Raw genomic sequence first — 20988 nt, 5'->3', positions numbered from 1 at the left:
TCTGCGCACTGCGGTGCCGAGGGGCGGTGGCCAAGCTGGTCAAGGCAGCGGGCTCATAACCCGACGATCGTGGGTTCAAGTCCCACCCGCCCTACGGATGACGGACCGTCGCTGCCCGAAGGGTTGCGGCGGTCCGTCATCCGTTGAGCGGGTGTAGGAGCGAACGAGGGACGCGAATTCGTTCAGCCCCCTTACTTTCGGAGGGGATGGCCTGTCGCGGGCGGGTGCGGGAGCGGTAGCGTCATCGATGCAACTGTTCCTTCGTGCCTCTGGAGGCGAACGATGAAGTTCTTTCAAAGGCTCGGCAGATCGATCATGCTGCCCGTGGCTGTCTAGCCCGGGGCCGCGATCCTGTCGGGCATCGGCTATTGGATCAAGATGGCCACCGGCGGCGACAACATCGTCTCCACCTTCCTGGCCGCCGCCGGCGGATCACTGCTCGACAACATGGCCCTCCTGTTCGCCGTCGGCATCGCGCTGGGCATGGCGCAGAAGTCGGACGGGACGTCGGCCCTCGCCGGCCTGGTGTCGTGGCTCGTGGTCACGACGCTCCTCAAGCCCGAGACCGTGCTCCTCTTCACCGGCGTCGACGACGTCAACGAGGTCGACCCGGCGTTCCTGAAGGTGCAAAACGTCTTCGTCGGCATCATGTGCGGTCTCATCGGCGCGTACTGCTACAACAAGTTCAAAGACACCAAGCTGCCGGACGCCCTGTCGTTCTTCTCCGGCAAGCGCTCGGTCGCGATCGTCACCGCGGGCGTCTCGCTCGTGCTCGCCATCGTGCTGTTCTTCGTATGGCCCTGGGTGTACGGCGGTCTCGTCGGCTTCGGCGAGTGGATCGTCACGCTCGGCGCATTCGGCACGGGCATCTACGGCTTCCTCAACCGCCTCCTCATCCCGGTCGGGCTGCACCACGCACTCAACTCGGTGTTCTGGTTCGACGTCGCCGGCATCAACGACCTGAACAACTTCCTCGCGGGTGAGGGCACGTACGGCGTCACCGGCCAGTACATGACCGGCTTCTTCCCGATCATGATGTTCGGCCTGCCGGGAGCGGCGCTGGCCATGTACCTGACCGCCAAGACCACGCGCAAGAGACTGGCCTACGGCATCCTGTTCTCCGGCGCGATCGCCTCGTTCTTCGTCGGCGTCACCGAACCGCTCGAATTCGCCTTCATGTTCCTGGCGCCGGTGCTCTACCTCGTGCACGCGGTGTTCACCGGCATCTCGATGGCGATCAGCCAGATCCTTCCCGTGCGGATGGGCTTCGGATTCTCCGGCGGCTTCATCGACCTCGTGCTCGGGTGGGCGAATCCGATGGCGCAGAATCCGTGGCTCATCCCCGTGATGGGCGTGTTCTGGTTCTTCCTCTACTTCGTGGTGTTCTGGTTCTTCCTCTACTTCGTGGTGTTCTAGTTCTTCATCAAGCGCTTCAACCTCAAGACGCCCGGACGCGAGGACGACGACATCCTCGGCGAGGGCACGGAGTACGACACGCACGTCGCGGACGACAAGTACCTGGTCACCGGCAGCCGCTTCATCGACGCGCTGGGCGGCAGAGACAACATCCTCGAGCTCGAGAACTGCGCGACGCGGTTGCGCATGGAGATCGACGACGTCAGCAAGGTCGACGACACGGCGCTCAAGCGCGCCGGGGCTGCCGGCACCATGAAGCCCGGCGGCAAGTCGGTGCAGGTCATCTACGGCACCAACGTCCAGTTCGTGAAGGACGCGATGGAGCAGATCATGTCGGGTCAGGTCGAGGCACCGACGCCCGCGGCACCGGAGCCCGGCATTGCGCCCGCCGCGGGCGGCACCGCCGTCCTGACCGACGCGCCGGCGACGACGACGGTCACGCTCCGCCAGCCGCTCGAGGGCACCGTGGTGCCGCTGACGGCGGTGCCCGATCCGACCTTCGCACAGGGCGTCATGGGCCCGGGCGTCGCGATCGAGCCGACCGGTGACACCGTGGTGGCGCCGGCGGACGGCACCATCGGCGCGACGTTCGACAGCAGTCACGCGGTGGCGCTCGTCCTCGACGACGGCACCGAGCTGCTGATCCACGTCGGCATCGACACCGTCGGCATGAAGGGCGACGGCTTCGAGACCCTCGTGCAGAAGGGTCAGAAGGTCACGGCCGGCACACCGCTGCTGCGCTTCGACCTGGCGAAGATCCGAGCCGCCGGTCACCCCGCGATCACCCCGGTGATCGTGCTCAACAACGAGAACGCGGCCGTCACCTTCGAGTGACGCCCGAGGGCCCCGATGAACGGGACGGATGCCTCGACGCGGCATCCGTCCCGTTCTCACATCGCGTCGCCGATATACGAGTACTTCACGAAGACCTCCGGGGCGAGGCCCGCTTCTTCGAGCACGCCCTGGACGGCGCTCAGCATGTAGCTGGAGTCCCACCCCATGTAGAGCGAGTGCTCGTCATCGAGGCGGTCCCAGTGCCCGTTCCACGACTGCGCGGTATACACCGGCCCGCCGCGACGGGCGCTGTAGCGCACGACCGACTCCCTCGAGTCCGCCCACAGCCGCTTGAAGACCCTGTTAAAGAGGTACTTCACGTCGGGCACCTCCCAGTGCTCGCCGCAGTACTCCACGTACGACCACTCCCGCTGCCATCCCGGCGGCCAGCCGCGGCGGCGGACCGCGTCGAGGATCGGCGTCAGCCCGTCATCGTCGATGGCCGGTCCGCCGGGCCGCTTCCATACGTCGACGAAGCGCTCCGCCAGGTGCAGCGAGCGCTCGGCGATGGCCGCCGTGCCCCAGGCGGGCACCTCCGCCAGCGCCACCGTCGTGGGGACGGCGCTGCGCGCGTACAGGGCGCGCTTCTCGGGGAACGACCTGTCGAAGGCGCGCAGGGCCAGCTCCTCCTCGAGCACGGTGAGGTTGCCGATGGTGCCGGCGAGGGCCCGGTGGCTGTTCTGCTCGTCCTCGCTGTACGACGCCCATTCGCGCGTGCCGTCGCCCGTCCACCCGTCGCCGGGGGCGAGCGGGAAGATGTGCTCGACGTCGAGGGACTGCCCGTCGACCCCGGCGATCCGGCGGAGGACGTAGGAGGCATGGGGCAGCGCGGAATACTTCAGCGCCACGGCAACGCGTTCGTCGGAGGGTGTGATCCGCGAGATCGCCGAGATCAGGGCGTCGTGCCCCTCTTCGCGGGCACGGCACAGACGCGCGACGAGGCGGTCCGAGCCCGTGCCGACGACCGCGCGGCGCACCAGGAGCGACTGCACCATCTCGAGCGTGTCGAGGAGTTCGTCGCGCGGGATGCGGCCGCGCTCGTGGTCACGGTACGCGCGCATGACGAGGGGATACATCGCCGTGCCGAAGGTGTTCAGGTAGCCCAGGTGCCGTGCGAGTTCCGCATCGGGGGCCGACCCAGGCTGGAGCAGCACGCGGTACACCCGCGACAGCGCCCGCCACTCGTCGGCGTGGCGCGTGAGATCGTCGACGTTCAGGCGAGGGAACTCCTGCCGGAAGGCGTCGTACACGCCGCGTCCGCCGACCACCGTCACCTCCCGGCCGGTCGTCATCACCAGGTACTGCCGCCAGAAGTCGGCGATGGCGTCACCGGTGTTCTGCTCGATCGGCTGCCAGAAGTCGGTCTCGATCGCGCGCTGCTCGGCGTGGGTCAGGCCCATCAGCACGTAGTTGTGGATGAGCTCGTGATCCCGCAGGGGCTCGCCGGTCGAGTTCAGGCTCTCGAAGATCTGCTGCGCGTTCGCGCCGGCGCCCAGCGTGATCGCGACGTGCTCCAGCTTCTGCAGCCCGCGCCAGATGTGCGGCGCCTCGTCGATGCTGATCTGGCTGCGGAAGAACGCGTAGTTGTCGTCGAATCGCGAGTCGCGCTGCTCGCCCGGCCCCGGCGGCAGATCGAGCACCACCCGCTCGAACACGCCGGCCCAGGCACGGTGAGGGCGGAGCTTCGTGCGCGACGAGTCGTGGGAGTGCACCAGCACCCGCTGCAACTCGTCGGCGAGTGCGGAGTGCGACTCGCGGACGGTGTGATGCAGCGCGGCGACGAGCAGCATGAGCGTCGTCGTGCGCTGCTGGCCGTCGATGAGCACCAGCTCGGCCGACTCGCCGGCGCCGCTGGCCGACGAGAGGATCGAGCCGATGAAGTGCATGTGCCGGTCGTCGAGATCGGCCACCGCGCGGATGTCGGCGAGGAGCTGTTCACAGGCCCCGATGTCCCATCGGTACTGCCGCTGGTACACCGGGACGACGATCGTCCAGTCCGCGGCCGACAGCCATCCGATCGTGTTGACAGCGGTCGCATCGACGTTCGTGGCACTCACCATGGCGGTCCCAGTCTATTCGCGCGGTGCGGCCGCGAGCGGGCGAGGAGGGCACCGCGGTTATTCACGGCCTCGCCACCTGGCGGCCCGGAAGGCCCGAGGTAGGCTTGCCTAAGTTGAGCCTGTTAAAACGTGCTGGCTCGCTGACCGAAAGGCATGATTCGTCATGGGTTACATCAAGTCCGCCGCTCTCGATGAGACCGGCTTCGTGGTGCTCGACTCCTACAACGAGGAGATCGACCCGCAGGAATGGCTCTCGATCGAGTACGTCGACTGGAAGTCGTCGGGTGACACCCGGTTCGCCCCGCTGGCCTCGGCCAAGGGAGAGATCGAGTGCAACGGCTTCTGGAACCACACGCCGCCGCGCACCGACAAGGACGGCGTCTGGATCCCCGAGCAGACCGAGAAGGCGCCCACCCTCACGCGCCGCGCACAGGAGCCGGGCTCGAACGTGGGCCGCTGCCGCATCATCGAGCTGCAGCCGAACAGCTACGCCGACGCGCTGTACAACCTGCACCAGGACGACAACAACCGTCTCAACCCCGACGGCACCGGCTGGGTTGTGCGCGGCTTCTTCAACCTCACCGACGACAAGAACAGCTACTTCGTGCTGCGCGAGAACCGCACCGACCCGAGCATCGAGTACCGCGTCGCCCTGCCCGCCGGCGCGCAGCTCATCGTCGACACCCAGCGCCTGTGGCACGCGGTGCACCACGACGGTGACGAGCCGCGCTACTGCCTCATCACGTCGTGGGAGTCCGGCCCCGAGCTCGACGCCTACATGGAGAAGTACCACGCCGTGCCGACCGCACCGCAGTTCGAGGTGTCGCAGGAGGTCCTCGACGCCGGGCAGGCCGAGCAGGCACGCCGTGACGCCGCCCGCGCCGCCTACTACGCCGCCAAGGGCAAGGCCGCGGTCCAGGCGATGAGCGAGGCCTGAGTCTCGCACGGCTCGTCCGAGAGGGCGGGGGAATCACACTCTTGTGATTTCCCCGCCCTCTCGGCGATAATGGCGGCAGCACAACCGAACAGCACGTCGTGACACGTCGCAGGTCGTAGGGGAAGACGCACCTGACGAACGGAGAGATCATGGCGACACCAAAAGCGCGTGGGGTGATCTTCATCCACTCCGCGCCACGAGCGTTGTGCCCCCACCTCGAGTGGGCGGTGGGGCGCGCCCTCGGGCGCGCGGTGAGCTTCGAGTGGGCAGATCAGCCGGTGCTGGCCGGCAGCCGTCGTGCCGAGTTCTACTGGGAGGGGGCGGCCGGCAGCGGATCGGCCCTGGCCACGGCGATCCGCGGCTGGGAGCACCTGCGCTTCGAAGTCACCGAGGACCCCACGCCGCGCAGCGACGGCGGCCGCTGGCTGCACACGCCGGGGCTCGGCATCCACTATGCGCAGACGGACTCGGCCGGCAACGTCGTCATCGGCGAAGACCGCATCCGCTACGCCATGGAGATCGCCGGCGGCGATGCCTTCGAGCTGCACCGTGAACTGCAGGTGGCGCTGGGTGCGGCGTGGGACGAAGAGCTCGAGCCGTTCCGCCACGCGAGCGACGACGCCCCCGTCGTCTGGCTGCACAAGGTCGGCTGACCCCTCTCGATCGGCGGCGAAGGAGCGCATCGAGAACACAGGACGCAGGCGGTGCGAGGCGCCACTACCGAGGCTCGGAGGCCGTCATTCCCGGGTCGCGGGACCGCGAACCACCGCCTGACACGACAGACGCCCCCGGTCGGCTTCACCGGGGGCGTCTTCGTGTGCGGGGCGAGTCTCGCCGTGCGGTCTCAGACCGAGGCGAACGCGGCGACGGCGTTGTGACCGCCGAACCCGAACGAGTTGCTGATCGCGAGCTGGGGTCCGTCGCCGAGCGGGATGGGGCTGCCCGAGATGCGGAACGGCACCTCCGGGTCCTGCGTCGAGAGGTTGATGGTGGGCGGTGCGACCCGGTTCTGGATGGCCAGCACCGTGAAGATCGCCTCCAGCGCGCCCGTGCCGCCGAGCAGGTGGCCGGTCGAGGCCTTGGTCGCCGACACGGGGATGTCGTCGATGCGCGCGCCGAAGACCGACCGCAGCGCCGTGTACTCGTTGGGGTCGCCGACCGGTGTCGACGTCGCGTGCGCATTGATGTGCGTCACATCGTCGACCGAGGCATCCGCCATCTCCAGCGCCAGTCGCACGGCGCGCGCCGCCCCGAGGCCTTCGGGGTCGTTCGCGGTGATGTGGTACGAGTCCGCCGTGACGCCGCCGCCGACCACGGCGGCGTAGATCTTGGCGCCGCGCGCCTTGGCGTGCTCCTCGGTCTCGAGGATCAGCACTGCCGCGCCCTCACCCATGACGAAGCCGTCACGGTCGATGCTGGCGGGCCGCGACGCGGTGGCGGGGTCGTCGTTGCGCTTGGAGAGCGCCTGCATCGACGAGAAGGCGGCGATGGTCACCGGGTGGATCACCGACTCGGTGCCACCCGCGATCACCACGTCGGCGTATCCCGCGCGGATGTGCTCGATCGCGTTGACGATCGACTCGGTGCTGGACGCACAAGCGCTCGCGACGGTGCGCGCATAGGCGCGCGCGTTGAAGTGCAGCGACAGGTTCCCGGCAGCCGCGTTCGGCATCAGCATGGGAACCGTCATGGGCAGAACCCGACGGGCGCCCTTCTCCCGGAGCACGTCCCAGCCGTCGAGCAGCGTGCGCAGACCGCCGATGCCCGTGGCGAAGTCGACGCCCAGGCGATCGGGGTCGATCTCCGGGCTGCCGGCGTCCTCCCACGCCTCCATCGCCGCCACCATCGCGAGCTGGGCCGACGGGTCGAGGCGCTTCGCGACCGGGCGCGCGAGCACGGACTCCGGACGCACCTTCGCCTCGGCGGCGAAGGTGACGGGCAGCTGAAACTCCTCCACCCAGTCGTACTCGAGGGTGCGGGCACCGGACTCGCCGTTCAGGAGAGCCGTCCAGCTCTCGGGGGCGGTGCCGCCCAGGGGCGAGGAAGCGCCGATGCCGGTGACGACGATGCGGGGGTTGCTCATGACGTTGATCAGTCCTCGGGGTGCGCCGGTGGGGGCCGCAGCCCCCACCGGAAAGAATTACGCCTGGTTCGACGCGATGTAGTTGACGGCGTCGCCGACGGTCTTGAGGTTCTTGACCTCGTCGTCGGGAATCGTGACCCCGAACTTCTCCTCGGCGTTGACGACGATCGTCATCATCGAGATCGAGTCGATGTCGAGGTCGTCGGTGAACGACTTCTCGAGCGCGACCTCGTCGGCCGAGATGCCGGTCTCGTCGGTGATGAGCTCGGCGAGTCCAGCGAGGACCTCGTCGTTGGTGAATGCCATGGGCTTCTCCTGTTTCTTAGGGGATCTTCGGACCCGAGCGGGCCGGGTCTCAGTCTAGAGTCGCGGGTCGCCGCGTCAGGGAAGGACGACCACCTGCGCGCCGAACACGAGGCCTGCGCCGAATCCGATCTGGAGGGCGAGTCCGCCGCTCAGCTCGGGGTGCTCCTCGAGGAGGCGGTGCGTCGCCAGCGGGATGGAAGCCGCCGACGTGTTGCCGGTCGTCTCGATGTCGCGGCCGATGACCACGGTCTCGGGGAGCTTCAGCTGCTTGGCGAACTCGTCGATGATGCGCATGTTCGCCTGGTGGGGGATGAAGGCCGCAAGGTCAGAGGCCTCGACCCCGGCCGCCTCGAGCGCCTGGCGGGCCACCTTCACCATCTCCCAGACGGCCCAGCGGAAGACGGTGGGCCCTTCCTGGCGGAGCGTCGGCCACGGAGCGGCGCCGTCGCGGAACTCGGTGAGGGTGTGGTTCATCCCCACCGCGTCGGCCTTCGACCCGTCCGAGCCCCACACGGTGGGTCCGATGCCGGGGGTGTCGCTCGGTCCGACCACGACGGCGCCGGCGCCGTCGCCGAGGAGGAACGAGATGCTGCGGTCGGCCGGATCGACGATGTCACTGAGCTTCTCGGTGCCGATGACCAGCGCATAGTTCGCGGCGCCGGCCCGGATGAGCGCGTCCGCCTGCGCGACTCCGTACGCGAAGCCCGCACAGGCGGCGTTCACGTCATACGCCGCCGCGGGGTTGGCGCCGACGCGGTCTGCGACGATGGCCGACACCGCCGGGGTCTGCTTGGGGTTGCTGATGGTCGCGACGATGACGGCGTCGACCTGCGACGGATCGACGCCCGCGCGCTCGATCGCCTCGCGCGCGGCATCCGTGGCGAGGTCGATCGCGTCCGTCTCGGCCACCGCACGCATACGTGTCACGATGCCGGTGCGCTGGCGGATCCACTCGTCGCTGGAGTCGATCGGGCCGACGAGTTCCTCGTTCGGCACGGCGATCTCACCGCGGGCGGCGCCATAGGCGTAGATGCGCGTGTGAGCGGCGCCGGTGGGCTGGATAAGCGTGGGGGTCATGCGATGCTCCGGGTCAGGCTGCGGGGGCCACCAGCGCGGCGGCGGCCTCGAGGTCGGCGGGTGTCTTGACGGCGACGGCCGGGACTCCGCGCAGGGCGCGCTTCGCGAGCCCGACGAGCGTTCCCGCTGGGGACAGCTCCACGATGCCCGATACCCCGGCGTCGGCGAAAGCCGCCATGCAGAGATCCCAGCGCACCGGGGACGCCACCTGGGCCACGAGCAGGTCGACGAACGCGGAACCGGTGCCGACGGCCGACCCGTCGCGGTTCGTCCACAGCGTGACACCCGGATCGGATGCCGCGACCTCGGCCGCGGCGGAGCGCAGGGTGTCGACAGCCGGGGCCATGTAGTCGGTGTGGAATGCCCCAGCGACCTGCAGCGGGATCACACGCGTTCCCGCCACCGGCTCTGCCGCCAGTGCCGCGAGCCCCTCGAGGGCTCCGGCGACGACGAGCTGGCCGCCGCCGTTGTAGTTGGCCGGAGCCAGGCCGAGCTCGTCCAATCGGGCCAGGACGGATGCCTCGTCCCCGCCGATCACGGCGCTCATGCCCGTCGCCGCGGCGGCCGCAGCCTCCGCCATCGCGCGACCGCGGATGCCGACCAGCGTGAGCGCATCTTCTTCGCTGAGCACGCCGGCCGCCGCGGCGGCGGCGAACTCGCCGACCGAGTGGCCGGCGACGCCGCCGATCTCCTCACGCCCCGGGAGGGCGTTCCACGAGAGCAGGCTGGCCGCGACGATCAGCGGCTGCGCCACCTGCGTGTCGCGGATGCGGTCGGCGTCCCACTCGGTGCCGGCGGCGACGAGGTCGACGCCCGCCCATTCGGAGTACTGCGCCAGGCGGTCGGCTGCGCCGTCCGTCTCGAGCCAGGGAGTGAGGAAGCCGGGGGACTGGGAGCCCTGCCCGGGGAACACAGCGATTCGCACCGTTCCATCCTGCCAACAATCACCCGGGCGGTTCTGGCGACACCGTCACAAGAATCCGACCGCCCTTTGTGCACGCCCCACATCGGCCGGGGCCGGATGGTCAGGCCGTGCCGCGCCGCGCAGCCGCAGGGCGCCGGCGCGAGGCATCCGTTCCGATCGATCCGAGCATGAGCGCGGTCTGCAGGATGAGCGCTTCGCGCGGGCCCGTGGCATCCCAGCCGATGACCTCCGACACGCGCTTGAGGCGGTAACGGACCGTGTTCGGGTGGACGAACAGCTCGCGCGCCGTCGCCTCGAGCGAGCGGCCGTTGTCGAGGTAGGCCCACAGTGTGGCGACGAGGTCGGCGCTGTGCGCCTGCAGCGGACGGTAGATGCGCTCGACGAGGGTCACCTTCGCCAGCGGATCGCCGGCCAGCGCCCGCTCGGGGAGCAGGTCGTCCGCCTCGACGGGACGCGGAGCGTGGCGCCAGGCGCGCGCCACCGCGAAGCCCGCCAGTGCCGCGCGAGCGCTCTGGCTGGCATCGACGAGCGCCGGCACGGTCGGCCCGAGCACGAGGTAGCCGCCGCCGAAGCCGGGCTCGAGGCGACGCGCGATCTCGCCGAAGGGCAGATCGGCCACCGGGTCCTCTGCTCCCGCGGACGGCTCGGCGCGCCCGAGGACGAGCACGAGGCGCGAGCCCTGCACACCGATCAGCACGTCGACGCCCAGCTTGCGCGCCGTGCGCCGCAGCTGGTCGACGTCGAACTGCGGGGGAGTCGTCCCCACGAGCACGGCGACTTCGCCGTGTCCGTGCCAGCCCAGGGCCGCGATCCGGCTCGGCAGCTCTTCGTCGGCCTCACCGGTCAGGATCGAGTCGACGACGAGGGCCTCGAGGCGCGCGTCCCACAGCCCCCGGGCCTCCGCGGCGCGGGCGTAGACGTCGGCCGCCGCGAACGCGACCTCGCGCGAGTACAGCAGGATCGCCTCGCGGAGGTGCTCGCCCTTGCCGGCGACGCGCTCCTCGGTCACCTCGACGGTGACGCGGATGAGCTGCAGCGTCTGCTGCAGGCTCACGCTGCGCAGGAGCTCACGAGGAGCCACGGCGAAGATGTCGGAGGCGATCCACGGCGTCGACCCGGGGTCGTCGTACCACTGGATGAACGACGTGATGCCGGCCTGCGCCACCAGCCCGACGGCGGAGCGTCGGGCCGGCGGCATCTCGGCGTACCAGGGCAGCGTCTCTTCGAGGCGCTTGATCGTGACGGTGGCGAGATCGCCCGAGATGCGTCGCAGCCAGGCGAGCGTCTCGGGCTTGTCCATCACCTCGGCGGACTTGCCCATCCGCGGATCAGCTCTCGCCGCCCGCGTTCCCGCTCGTGCCCGCGGTCACGTCGTGCAGACGGTACTTCTGGATGGCCTGCGCGGCGAGGCTCCGGTCGACGGCACCCTCCTGCGCGAGCGCCTGCAGCGTCCGCACCACGACCGACGGGCCGTCGATCTTGAAGAACCGGCGCGCGGCGGCACGCGTGTCAGAGAACCCGAAGCCGTCGGCGCCGAGCGTGGCGAAGTTGTGCTGCACCCACGGGCGGATCTGGTCCTGCACGGCGTGCATGAAGTCGCTCACCGCGACGACCGGACCGGGGGCTCCGGCGAGCTTCTCGGTGATGTACGCCGTCCGCGGCTCCTCCTCCGGGTGGAGGAAGTTGTGCTCGTCGGCGGCGAGCCCGTCGCGACGCAGCTCGCTCCACGAGGTGACCGACCACACGTCCGCCTGCACGCCCCAGTCGTCGCGCAGCAGCTGCTGCGCCTCGAGCGCCCACGGCACGCCGACGCCCGACGCGAGAAGCTGCGCGCGCGGTCCGTCGCCCTCGGGCGAGGAGATGCGGTGGATGCCGCGCACGATGCCCTCGACGTCCACGCCCTCCGGCTCGGCCGGCTGCACGAGCGGCTCGTTGTAGACCGTGATGTAGTACATGACGTTCGGGTCGGGGTGGTTGCCGCCGTACATGCGCTCGAGTCCGGACCGCACGATGTGGGCGATCTCGTAGCCGTAGGCGGGGTCGTACGACACCGTCGCCGGGTTCGTCGACGCGAGCAGCTGCGAGTGGCCGTCGGCGTGCTGCAGGCCCTCGCCCGTGAGCGTGGTGCGGCCGGCGGTTGCGCCGATGATGAAGCCGCGCGCCATCTGGTCTCCGGCTGCCCACTGGGCGTCACCGGTGCGCTGGAAGCCGAACATCGAGTAGAACACGTAGACGGGGATCAGGGGCTCGCCGTGCGTCGAGTAGGACGTGCCGGTCGCGGTGAACGCCGCGACGGCGCCGGCCTCGTTGATGCCGACGTGCATGATCTGACCCTGCGGGCTCTCCTTGTAGGCAAGGAGCAGCTCGCGGTCGACCGAGGTGTAGTTCTGGCCGTGCGGGTTGTAGATCTTCGCGGTCGGGAAATACGCGTCCATGCCGAACGTGCGCGCCTCGTCGGGGATGATCGGCACGATGCGGTTGCCGAAGTCCTTCGAGCGCAGCAGGTCCTTGAGCAGGCGGACGAACGCCATGGTGGTGGCGATCTCCTGCGTGCCCGAGCCCTTCTTGGGCAGCGCGTACGCCGCGTCGCCGGGCAGCTGCAGGCCGACGTGGTGCGAGCGGCGCTCCGGAAGGAAGCCGCCGAGCGCGCGTCGGCGCTCGAGCATGTACTGGATCGTCTCGTCCTGCGCGCCCGGGTTGAAGTAGGGCGGCAGGTACGGGTTCTCGTCGAGCTGCGCGTCGGTGATCGGGATGCGCATCGAGTCGCGGAAGTACTTGAGGTCCTGCAGGGTCATCTTCTTCATCTGGTGCGTCGCGTTGCGCCCCTCGAAGTGGTGGCCCAGGCCGTAGCCCTTGATGGTCTTGGCCAGGATGACCGTCGGCTGTCCCTTGTGCTCGGACGCTGCCTTGTACGCGGCGTAGACCTTGCGGTAGTCCAGCCCGCCACGGCGGAGCTTCCCCCAGATGTCCTCGTCGGACCAGTCCTTCACGAGGGCCGCGGTGCGCTCGTCGCGTCCGAAGAAGTGCTCGCGGATGAACGCGCCGTCCTCGGCGCGGTACGTCTGGAAGTCGCCGTCGGGCGTCGTGTTCATGAGGTGCACGAGGGCGCCGTCCACGTCGCGCGAGAGCAGCTCGTCCCAGCCCGAGCCCCAGACGACCTTGATGACGTTCCACCCGGCGCCGCGGAAGAAGCTCTCGAGCTCCTGGATGATCTTGCCGTTGCCGCGGACGGGACCGTCGAGCCGCTGCAGGTTGCAGTTGACGACGAAGGTCAGGTTGTCGAGCCCCTCGTTCGCCGCGACCTGCAGCTGACCGCGGCTCTCCACCTCGTCCATCTCGCCGTCGCCGAGGAACGCCCAGACGCGCGAGTCGGAGAGATCCTTGATGCCCCGGTTGGTGAGGTACTTGTTGGTCATCGCCTGGTAGATGGCGTTGATCGGCCCGAGCCCCATGGACACGGTCGGGAACTGCCAGTACTCCGGCATGAGGCGCGGGTGCGGGTACGACGGGATCCCGTCGGGGAACTTCGACTTCTCCTGGCGGAAGCCGTCGAGCTGCGTCTCGCTGAGGCGGCCCTCGAGGAACGAGCGCGCGTAGATGCCGGGGGAGGCGTGCCCCTGGATGAAGATCTGGTCGCCGCCGTGGGGGTCGTCGAGCCCGCGGAAGAAGTGGTTGAACCCGACCTCGTAGAGCGAGGCCGACGACGCGTACGTCGAGATGTGGCCGCCGACGCCGATGCCCGGCCGCTGCGCGCGGTGGACCGTGATCGCCGCGTTCCAGCGGATCCAGCGGCGATACCGGCGCTCGAGCTCCTCGTCGCCCGGGAACTCGGGCTCGTTGTCGGGGGCGATCGTGTTGATGTAGTCCGTCGTCGGAACCTGCGGCACGTTCAGCTGCAGCTCGTGCGAGGTCTGGAGCAGGCTGAGCATGATCTCGCGGCCACGCCCGTGGCCCTTGGCCTGCACGAGCTGCTGGAGGGACTCCTGCCACTCGGAGGTCTCATCGGGATCGCTGTCGAGGGGTTCCTGCGAGTACGGATCCTGATCGTTGACAGTCACAGAAGACCTTTCGTCGTCTGGCAGATCATGCCAGGGAATCGCTACCGGAGCGGCGCGGACTTTGTCAGCCCTGCACAACGCACCATCTGCCAGCCTAGCGAGTTCGGGACGCTCCGGACGCACCTCGTAGACTGACCCCGAGGGCCTTTAGCTCAGCTGGTAGAGCGCCACGTTTACACCGTGGATGTCGTCGGTTCGATCCCGGCAGGGCCCACCACCGATCCCGCTCCCGCTCAGTGCCGCGGATCGTCGTCGCTGTCGTCCCGTTCGTGCGACACCACGTGCGGCAGCGCGAAGTCCTCGTATCCGGGCTGGCCGATCTTCGAGTGCCGGTGCGAGTACGCGAAGTAGATGACGAAGCCGATCGCGAGCCACACCAGGAACCGCAGCCAGGTCTCCACGGTGAGGTTGAGCATGAGGTACACGCACACCGCGGCCGAGAGGGCGGGGAGCCAGGGGCTGAACGGCACGCGGAAGGTGCGCTTCAGGTCCGGTCGCTTGCGGCGCAGCACGATCACGCCGACCGAGACGAGCACGAACGCCGACAGCGTCCCGATGTTCACCATCTCCTCGAGCAGCCCGATGGGCGTCAGCCCGGCCACGAGCGCCACGATCACCGTCACGACGATCGAGATGACCCAGGGCGTGCGGAAGCGGGGGTGCACCTTGGCGAGCCCGACCGGCAGGAGCGCGTCGCGCGACATCGCGAAGATGATCCGGGTGGCGCCGATCAGCAGCGTCAGCACCACCGTCGTGAGGCCGGCCACCGCACCGGCGGAGATGAGCGTCGCCATCCAGTCCGCGCCGTGGAAGACGAAGGCGTTCGCGAGCGCGGCCGCCGGGTCGAGGTCCTGGTAGGGCACCATGCCCGTCACGACGAAGGCGACGGCGCAGTACAGCAGGGTGCAGATCAGCAGCGACGCGATGATGCCGATCGGCATGTCGCGCTGCGGGTTCTTCGTCTCCTCGGCCGTGGTCGCCACTACGTCGAAGCCGATGTAGGCGAAGAAGACCAGCGCCGCCCCGGCGAAGATGCCGCCCACACCGAAGGCGGTGGGCTCGATGCCCGACAGGAACTGCAGGAGCGGCTGCGTGAGACCGGTCGCCGCCTCGCGCGGCGCCGGCTCGGGCACGAACGGCGACCAGTTGGCGGGGTTCACGAAGAGGAGACCCGCCACGATCACGAAGAGCACGATGAAGAGCTTCACCGCGACGAGCACGAGGTTCACCCGCAGCGATTCCTTGATGCCGAAGGTCATGAGGCCGCCGAGGACCACCACGAGGAGGATCGCCATGAGGTCGACGGTGCCGCCGTAGCCGATGGCGGCCGGGATCGGCATCCCCAGCTGATCCATGAGGGTGCCGAGATACGCGCTCCAGCCCTGCGCGACCACGCTGGCCCCGAGGAACATCTCGAGGATCAGGTCCCACCCGATGATCCACGCGAACAGCTCACCCAGCGACGAGTAGGAGAACGTATAGGCCGATCCCGAGACCGGGACCGTGGAGGCGAACTCGGCGTAGCACAGGGCCGCGAGCGTGCACGCGATCGCCGCGACGACGAAACTGATCACGATGGCAGGGCCGGCGACCTCGTGCGCCGCGCGCCCGGTGAGGGTGAAGATCCCGGCCCCGATCACGACGCCGATGCCGAAGACGGTGAGGTCGAGCGCGGAGAGGGACTTCTTCAGCCGGTATTCGGGTTCGTCGGTGTCGGCGATGGACTGCTCGACGGACTTCGTGCGGAGGACACGCATGGCTCGCGCCTTTCGTCATCGGAAGGGCCGGTCGTCGGATGGTAGCACCGTCCCCCTCCCGGCGTCGACGCCCACGGTAGGTTGGTCACGTGAACGCCAGCCCCGCAGACCAGCGCCGCCTCGTCGAGGTCGCCCAGCTCGACGCCCGCATCCGCCAGGCCGACGGCGCCCGCAAGAACCCGCCGCAGGCGGGCCGAGTGCAGGAACTGCTCGCGCGCCGTCAGGAGCTCTCGCAGGAGCTGTCCACCCGGCTGGGCGTCCGCGACGACCTGCGCACCGAGCTGTCGCGGATCGAGTCCGATGTCGCCGTCGTCGACGCACGCGCGTCCCGCGATGCGGACCGGCTCGCGGCATCCAGCAATTCCAAGGAAGCCCAGGGACTCGAGAGCGAGCTGGCCGCGCTGGCACGCCGCAAGAACGATCTCGAAGACGCCGAGCTCGCCGTCATGGAACGGCTCGAGAACGCCGACGCGGCCGTGGCCGAGCAGGAGGCGCTCATCGCGGCGACCAACGCCGAGGGCGCCGAGCTCAGCGCCGAGGGCAAGCGCGCCGTCGCCGAGGCGACCGCGGTGTTCGATGCCGCCTCACGCGATCGCGCGGCCATTGCCGGCGAACTCCCGGCGGATCTTCTCGCGATGTACGACCGCTTGGCCGTCCGCAGCGCCGGCGCCGCACTCCTGCGCCGTCGCACCTGCGAGGGCTGCCACATGGTGCTCGCCGGAACCGACCTGGGGGTGCTGCGCCAGGCCGCGGCGGACGACGTCGTGACGTGCCCGGAGTGCGGCTGCATCCTGGTGCGCGACGACGAGTCCGGTCTCTGATCCCGGCAGCGCTGCGAGGCGGGGCCGCCGTGGACGCGGATGAGGCCCCCGCTTGGGTCGTCCTCGGGCGGGCCGCCGCGGCAGGGGCGATCGCCGTGGCGCTCGACTCGACGGCGCACGAGATCGCCCGGCACGAGGTCGCCGATGCGGCGCTGACGTCGTGGATCGGTGACGCCGAGCGCCGCTGGTCGCCCCGGTGGGTGTGGCACGACACCCCCCAGTGGTACGGCGGACTCCTCTCCGCCGGCGTGCGCATCGCCCGATGTCACGACCTGCGCCTCTGTCACGCGATCCTGCGCGACTCGGTGCTCGTCGGTGCGGCGGCGGCGGTGCGCAGCGCGGAGGAATGGGATGCCGCGGCCCACGCCGACGCGCAGGCCACCGCACCCGCGCTGTTCGAGCTCGACGAGACCGGGGGTGCGTCCGGGCCTCCGGCGGATGTCGACGCCGCCCTTGCGGAGTTCCGGCGCCAGCGCGAGGCGATCGCCGCGAGCTCCGCGCCCGGTCGCCTGCGGCTGCTCACCGCGGCCGAGTCGGCAGGCGCCCTGGTCGCCGCGGAGATGCGGGCCGCGGGCCTGCCGTGGGACGCCGCCGAGCACGACCGCATCCTCACCGAGACCCTGGGCGCGCGTCCAGCCGGCGGCGGACAGCCGGCCCGCCTGGCGGCGGCCGCCGCGCGCGTGCGCGCCGCACTCGGCGATCCGACGGCGAGCCTGGACTCGCAGCCGAAGCTGCTGCGGGCGCTGCACCGGGCCGGGGTCCTCGTCGAGTCCACCAGCAGATGGGAGCTCGCCGAGCAGCGGCATCCCGTCGTCGAACCGCTCATCGAGTACAAGAAGCTCTCGCGTCTGCTGTCGGCCAACGGCTGGTCGTGGCTGTCGGAGTGGGTGGCCGACGGCAGGTTTCGTCCCGTCTACGTGCCGGGCGGCGTCGTGACCGGCCGCTGGGCCTCCTCGGGTGGCGGCGCGCTGCAGCTGCCCCGGCAGCTGCGCGAGGCGGTACGCGCCGATCCAGGCTGGCGCCTGGTAGTGGCCGACGTCGCGCAGCTCGAGCCGCGGGTGCTCGCCGCCATGTCGGGCGACACGGCCCTCGCCGCGGCGGCGCGCGGCCGCGACCTCTACGCCGGCATCGTCGACAGCGGCGCGGTGGCGACCCGGCAGGAGGCGAAGATCGCCCTCCTGGGCGCCATGTACGGTGCGACGACGGGGGAGTCGGGGCGCCTCGTCCCGCGCCTGCGCCGTGCCTACCCGCGCGCCATGGGACTGGTCGACGACGCCGCGCGCACGGGGGAGGACGGCGGGACCGTGTCGACCTGGCTCGGCCGGTCATCGCCGCCACCGTCCGAGGCGTGGACGGCCGCGCAGTCGCGCGCGACCGAGGCCGAGGCATCCGGAGCCGAAGAGACTCGCGCGAAGAGGTGGGCTCGCGATCGCGGCCGGTTCACCCGCAACTTCGTCGTGCAGGGCACTGCCGCCGAGTGGGCGCTCGCGTGGCTCGCCGACCTGCGGACGCGGCTGGCGGCGATGCCGCCTGTGACCTCCGACCGTGCCGCGCCGCGCGCCGGCACGGTGTTCGCGCAGCAGCCGCACCTCGCGCTGTTCCTCCACGACGAGGTGATCGTGCACACGCCGGCCGAGCATGCGGATGCGGCGGCCCAGGCGGTGGCGGATGCCGCCACCACCGCCGGCAGGCTGCTCTTCGGAGACTTCCCGCTCGACTTCCGCCTCGACGTGCGCATCGCCGAGACGGCGCTCAAGGACTGAGGCGGACGACCGGCACAGCGGACGGCGATAGACTCGCCCACGCGAATGGGTCGGCTGGACGGTCGCGTCGCGGGCGGTTCGCCGCCGCGCGCCGAGGAACGTCCGGGCTCCACAGGGCAGGGCGGTGGGTAACACCCACCCGGAGCGATCCGCGAGACAGTGCCACAGAGAGCAGACCGCCGGGGCTCCGGCCCCGGTAAGGGTGAAAGGGCGGTGTAAGAGACCACCGGGGTCGTGGTGACACGACCCGCACGGCAAACCTCGCCCGGAGCAAGGCCAGACAGGGGATGACGACGCGGCCCGCCGAGTCCCCGGGTAGGCCGCTGGAGCGGCACGGCAACGTGTCGCCGAGAGAGATGACCGTCCACGGGGCTTCCGCCCCCGGACAGAACCCGGCGTACAGGCCGGCCCATTCGCCCTCTCGTCAGTCGCGCGTGACCGTCGCGTCCAGGACGGGCACGGCTCCCCGTGACAGCGCCGCCGCGCCGATGATCCCCGCGTTGTTCCGGTGGACGGCGGGCACGATGGGGGTCTTCAGGTCGAGCAGGTGCAGGAACTTGTCGGAGTGCTTCGACACGCCGCCGCCCACCACGAACAGGTCAGGGGTGAAGAGGAACTCGATGTGGCTGTAGTACCACTGCAGCCGCTCGGCCCACTGCTCCCAGCTGAGGTCGTTGCGCTCCATCGCGGAGTACGCGGCGTACGCCTCGGCGTCCTTCCCGTGCTTCGCACGCTGCACGTGCCCGAGCTCGGAGTTCGGCACGAGCACGCCGTTGTACAGCAGCGCGGAGCCGATGCCGGTCCCGAGGGTCGTGAGGATCGTCAGGCCGGACTGGTCCTTCGCGGCGCCGTACCGCATCTCGGCGACGCCGGCGACGTCCGCGTCGTTGGCGAAATGGATGTCGCGACCCAGGCCGTCCTCGAAGAACTTCTCGGCCTCGAAGCCGATCCACTCCTGCGACACGTTCGCCGCCGACAGCGTGCGGCCGTTCTTCACGATCGCCGGGAAGGCGACGCCGAGCGGCACGGCGTGGTCGTCGGCCACGCCGAGCGTGCCGAGGACCTCGCTGACCGCGGCCAGCACGTCCGGCGGGTGAGCGCCCTCCGGAGTCGAGACCTTCACTCGGTCGCTGATCAGCTCGCCCCGGTCGAGGTCGACGATCCCCGCCTTGATCCCGGTGCCGCCGATGTCCACGCCGACGGCGCGTGCCGCGTCAGATGCCATGCCGACAGCCTATCCACGCGCCGCCGTCCGAGCCGAGCCGCGCCTCACTAGGATCGTGCTGACGGCGACGAGTACCCGATCAGAGGAGTGCACGATGACGAGCGACAGCGAGAAGTACTGGTACAACCTCAAGACGGGCGAGGTCGAGAAGGGCTTCGAATCGCCGGCGCCCGATCGCGCCGGCCCGTTCGATACTCCCGAGGAAGCAGCCCAGGCCCCCGAGGTCATCCGGCAGCGCTCGCGCGCGTGGGCCGAGGAGGAGGCTCGCGAGGACTCGTGGGGCGGCGGCCGGGTGTCGGGAGAGCCCGGCGACGACCAGTAGTCTGGCTTCGACCGCGCCCGGCGAGACGAGCCGGGCGGACGGGGCACCCGAGAGGACGCGATGGACAAGCAGCGTGACTTCGTTCTGAGGACCATCGAAGAGCGTGGTGTGAAGTTCGTACGGCTGTGGTTCACGGACGTGATCGGCACGCTGAAGTCCGTCGCGATCGCCCCGGCGGAGGTCGAGGGCGCGTTCAGCGAAGGCCTCGGCTTCGACGGGTCCGCGATCGAGGGGCTCACGCGCTCCTACGAGTCCGATCTGCTCGCGCACCCCGACCCCACGACGTTCCAGACCCTGCCGTGGCGCGGCGAGATCGACCCCACGGCGCGCATGTTCTGCGACATCACGACGCCCGACGGCCAGCCGGCCGTGGCCGACCCGCGTCACGTGCTCAAGCGCACGCTCGCCAAGGCCGCCGACGCCGGGTTCACGTTCTACACGCATCCCGAGATCGAGTTCTATCTGCTGAAGTCCTCGGCGTTCGGCGCCGAGGGGCCCGAGCCCGTCGACTCGGCCGGCTACTTCGACAACGTTCCGGGCGGCACGGCGCACGACTTCCGCCGCCGCTCGGTGCGGATGCTCGAAGACCTCGGAATCTCGGTGGAGTTCAGCCACCACGAGGGCGGCCCCGGTCAGAACGAGATCGACCTGCGGTACGCCGACGCGCTCACGACCGCCGACAACATCATGACCTTCCGCACGGTGATCAAGGAGGTCGCGATCGAGCAGGGGGTGTACGCCACCTTCATGCCCAAGCCGATGACCGGCAAGCCGGGCAGCGGCATGCACACCCACATGTCGCTGTTCGAGGGCGACGTCAACGCCTTCTACGAAGAGGGCGCGCAGTACCAGCTCTCCAAGGTGGGGCGCCAGTTCATCGCGGGCCTGCTGCGCCACGCGAACGAGATCTCGGCCGTGACGAACCAGTTCGTCAACTCCTACAAGCGACTGTGGGGCGGTGACGAGGCGCCGAGCTTCATCTGCTGGGGTCACAACAACCGTTCGGCCCTGGTGCGTGTGCCGCTGTACAAGCCGAACAAGGGCCAGTCCTCGCGCGTGGAGTATCGTGCCCTCGACTCGGCCGCCAACCCGTACCTGTCCTACGCGCTCATGCTCGCCGCAGGCCTGAAGGGCATCGAGAACGAGTACGAGCTGCCTGCCGAGGCGGAGGACAACGTCTGGTCGCTGTCGGACGCCGAGCGCCGGGCGCTCGGCTACGCACCGCTCCCGGCGAGCCTCGACCACGCTCTGGAATACATGGAGGAGTCCGAGCTCGTCGCCGAGACGCTCGGCGAGCAGGTGTTCAACTACGTGCTCCTCAACAAGCGCCGCGAGTGGCAGGAGTACCGCTCGCAGGTCACGCCGTTCGAGCTCAAGAGCAACCTCGAGATGCTCTGAGACCGG

17 protein-coding genes, 2 tRNA genes and 1 other RNA gene are annotated in these 20988 nt (G+C 69.8%); 11 read left to right on the top strand and 9 right to left on the bottom strand.

Annotation, left to right across the window (positions count from 1 at the left end):
• The first annotated feature begins 20 nt into the window (after positions 1-20).
• From R8Z57_RS07885 to R8Z57_RS07875, 3 genes are all read left to right on the top strand, one after another.
• A tRNA-Ile gene (locus tag R8Z57_RS07885) sits at positions 21-94 on the top strand.
• Positions 95-348: 254 nt separating this feature from the next.
• On the top strand, positions 349-1416 hold the full coding sequence (locus R8Z57_RS07880) for a PTS transporter subunit EIIC (protein WP_318353575.1): 1068 nt from the start codon (positions 349-351) through the stop codon (positions 1414-1416).
• Between the two features lie 6 nt (positions 1417-1422).
• Positions 1423-2250 carry a glucose PTS transporter subunit IIA gene (locus R8Z57_RS07875; RefSeq protein WP_318353574.1) on the top strand — a complete coding sequence of 276 codons (828 nt, stop codon included), beginning with the start codon at positions 1423-1425 and terminating at the stop codon, positions 2248-2250.
• A gap of 56 nt (positions 2251-2306) precedes the next feature.
• On the opposite strand, the gene R8Z57_RS07870 is transcribed toward R8Z57_RS07875, so the two are convergent.
• Entirely contained in the window at positions 2307-4310 is a 2004-nt protein-coding gene (locus R8Z57_RS07870; protein ID WP_318353209.1) for a DUF262 domain-containing protein, read from the bottom strand.
• Between the two features lie 163 nt (positions 4311-4473).
• Here R8Z57_RS07870 and R8Z57_RS07865 point away from each other — a divergent pair, with 163 nt between their 5' ends.
• Together R8Z57_RS07865 and R8Z57_RS07860 are read left to right on the top strand one after the other, a co-directional pair.
• A complete protein-coding gene (locus R8Z57_RS07865) occupies positions 4474-5247 on the top strand; it encodes a hypothetical protein (RefSeq protein ID WP_318353208.1) in 774 nt (257 codons plus the stop codon).
• Between the two features lie 149 nt (positions 5248-5396).
• Positions 5397-5900 carry a DUF3145 domain-containing protein gene (locus R8Z57_RS07860; protein ID WP_318353207.1) on the top strand — a complete coding sequence of 168 codons (504 nt, stop codon included), beginning with the start codon at positions 5397-5399 and terminating at the stop codon, positions 5898-5900.
• 191 nt (positions 5901-6091) lie between these two features.
• On the opposite strand, the gene R8Z57_RS07855 is transcribed toward R8Z57_RS07860, so the two are convergent.
• From R8Z57_RS07855 to aceE, 6 genes are all read right to left on the bottom strand, one after another.
• Positions 6092-7330 carry a beta-ketoacyl-[acyl-carrier-protein] synthase family protein gene (locus R8Z57_RS07855; protein WP_318353206.1) on the bottom strand — a complete coding sequence of 413 codons (1239 nt, stop codon included), beginning with the start codon at positions 7328-7330 and terminating at the stop codon, positions 6092-6094.
• Positions 7331-7387: 57 nt separating this feature from the next.
• Positions 7388-7636, bottom strand: coding sequence for an acyl carrier protein (locus tag R8Z57_RS07850; RefSeq protein ID WP_318353205.1), 249 nt, complete (start codon positions 7634-7636; stop codon positions 7388-7390).
• A 75-nt stretch (positions 7637-7711) separates the two neighbouring features.
• Positions 7712-8713 (bottom strand): beta-ketoacyl-ACP synthase III, encoded by a 1002-nt coding sequence (locus tag R8Z57_RS07845; protein WP_318353204.1) that lies wholly within the window; start codon positions 8711-8713, stop codon positions 7712-7714.
• Between the two features lie 13 nt (positions 8714-8726).
• On the bottom strand, positions 8727-9638 hold the full coding sequence (locus R8Z57_RS07840) for an ACP S-malonyltransferase (RefSeq protein WP_318353203.1): 912 nt from the start codon (positions 9636-9638) through the stop codon (positions 8727-8729).
• A gap of 100 nt (positions 9639-9738) precedes the next feature.
• The gene (locus tag R8Z57_RS07835) at positions 9739-10959 is read right to left on the bottom strand and encodes a PucR family transcriptional regulator (protein ID WP_378722364.1); all 1221 of its coding nucleotides are present in this window, start codon (positions 10957-10959) and stop codon (positions 9739-9741) included.
• 7 nt (positions 10960-10966) lie between these two features.
• On the bottom strand, positions 10967-13696 hold the full coding sequence (gene aceE, locus R8Z57_RS07830; protein ID WP_318353202.1) for a pyruvate dehydrogenase (acetyl-transferring), homodimeric type: 2730 nt from the start codon (positions 13694-13696) through the stop codon (positions 10967-10969).
• A 141-nt stretch (positions 13697-13837) separates the two neighbouring features.
• Between aceE and R8Z57_RS07825 the strand changes: the two genes are divergently transcribed.
• Positions 13838-13913 (top strand) — tRNA-Val (locus tag R8Z57_RS07825).
• 16 nt (positions 13914-13929) lie between these two features.
• On the opposite strand, the gene R8Z57_RS07820 is transcribed toward R8Z57_RS07825, so the two are convergent.
• The gene (locus R8Z57_RS07820; protein WP_318353201.1) at positions 13930-15453 is read right to left on the bottom strand and encodes an amino acid permease; all 1524 of its coding nucleotides are present in this window, start codon (positions 15451-15453) and stop codon (positions 13930-13932) included.
• Between the two features lie 89 nt (positions 15454-15542).
• Between R8Z57_RS07820 and R8Z57_RS07815 the strand changes: the two genes are divergently transcribed.
• The 3 genes from R8Z57_RS07815 (at position 15543) to rnpB (ending at position 18453) form a co-directional block, all read left to right on the top strand.
• Entirely contained in the window at positions 15543-16274 is a 732-nt protein-coding gene (locus R8Z57_RS07815; RefSeq protein WP_318353200.1) for a zinc ribbon domain-containing protein, read from the top strand.
• A gap of 29 nt (positions 16275-16303) precedes the next feature.
• Entirely contained in the window at positions 16304-18037 is a 1734-nt protein-coding gene (locus R8Z57_RS07810) for a bifunctional 3'-5' exonuclease/DNA polymerase (RefSeq protein WP_318353199.1), read from the top strand.
• 46 nt (positions 18038-18083) lie between these two features.
• An RNA gene (gene rnpB / locus R8Z57_RS07805) (RNase P RNA component class A) lies at positions 18084-18453 on the top strand.
• Positions 18454-18461: 8 nt separating this feature from the next.
• Here the strand turns inward: rnpB and ppgK are convergent.
• Positions 18462-19262 carry a polyphosphate--glucose phosphotransferase gene (gene ppgK / locus R8Z57_RS07800; RefSeq protein ID WP_318353198.1) on the bottom strand — a complete coding sequence of 267 codons (801 nt, stop codon included), beginning with the start codon at positions 19260-19262 and terminating at the stop codon, positions 18462-18464.
• A 94-nt stretch (positions 19263-19356) separates the two neighbouring features.
• On the opposite strand from ppgK, the gene R8Z57_RS07795 reads away from it, so the two are divergent.
• Both R8Z57_RS07795 and glnA read left to right on the top strand, forming a co-directional pair.
• The gene (locus R8Z57_RS07795) at positions 19357-19584 is read left to right on the top strand and encodes an SPOR domain-containing protein (protein ID WP_318353197.1); all 228 of its coding nucleotides are present in this window, start codon (positions 19357-19359) and stop codon (positions 19582-19584) included.
• Positions 19585-19644: 60 nt separating this feature from the next.
• Positions 19645-20982: a type I glutamate--ammonia ligase gene (gene glnA / locus R8Z57_RS07790; protein WP_318353196.1), complete on the top strand. Its 1338-nt coding sequence runs from the start codon at positions 19645-19647 to the stop codon at positions 20980-20982.
• The last annotated feature ends 6 nt before the right edge of the window (positions 20983-20988 follow it).

Origin of the sequence: Microbacterium sp. M3 (assembly GCF_033548675.1) — a bacterium.
Classification (GTDB): Bacteria; Actinomycetota; Actinomycetes; order Actinomycetales; family Microbacteriaceae; genus Microbacterium; species Microbacterium arthrosphaerae.
The sequence above is the reverse complement of the archived record's forward strand: the minus strand, read 5'-3'. Positions and strand labels throughout refer to the sequence as shown.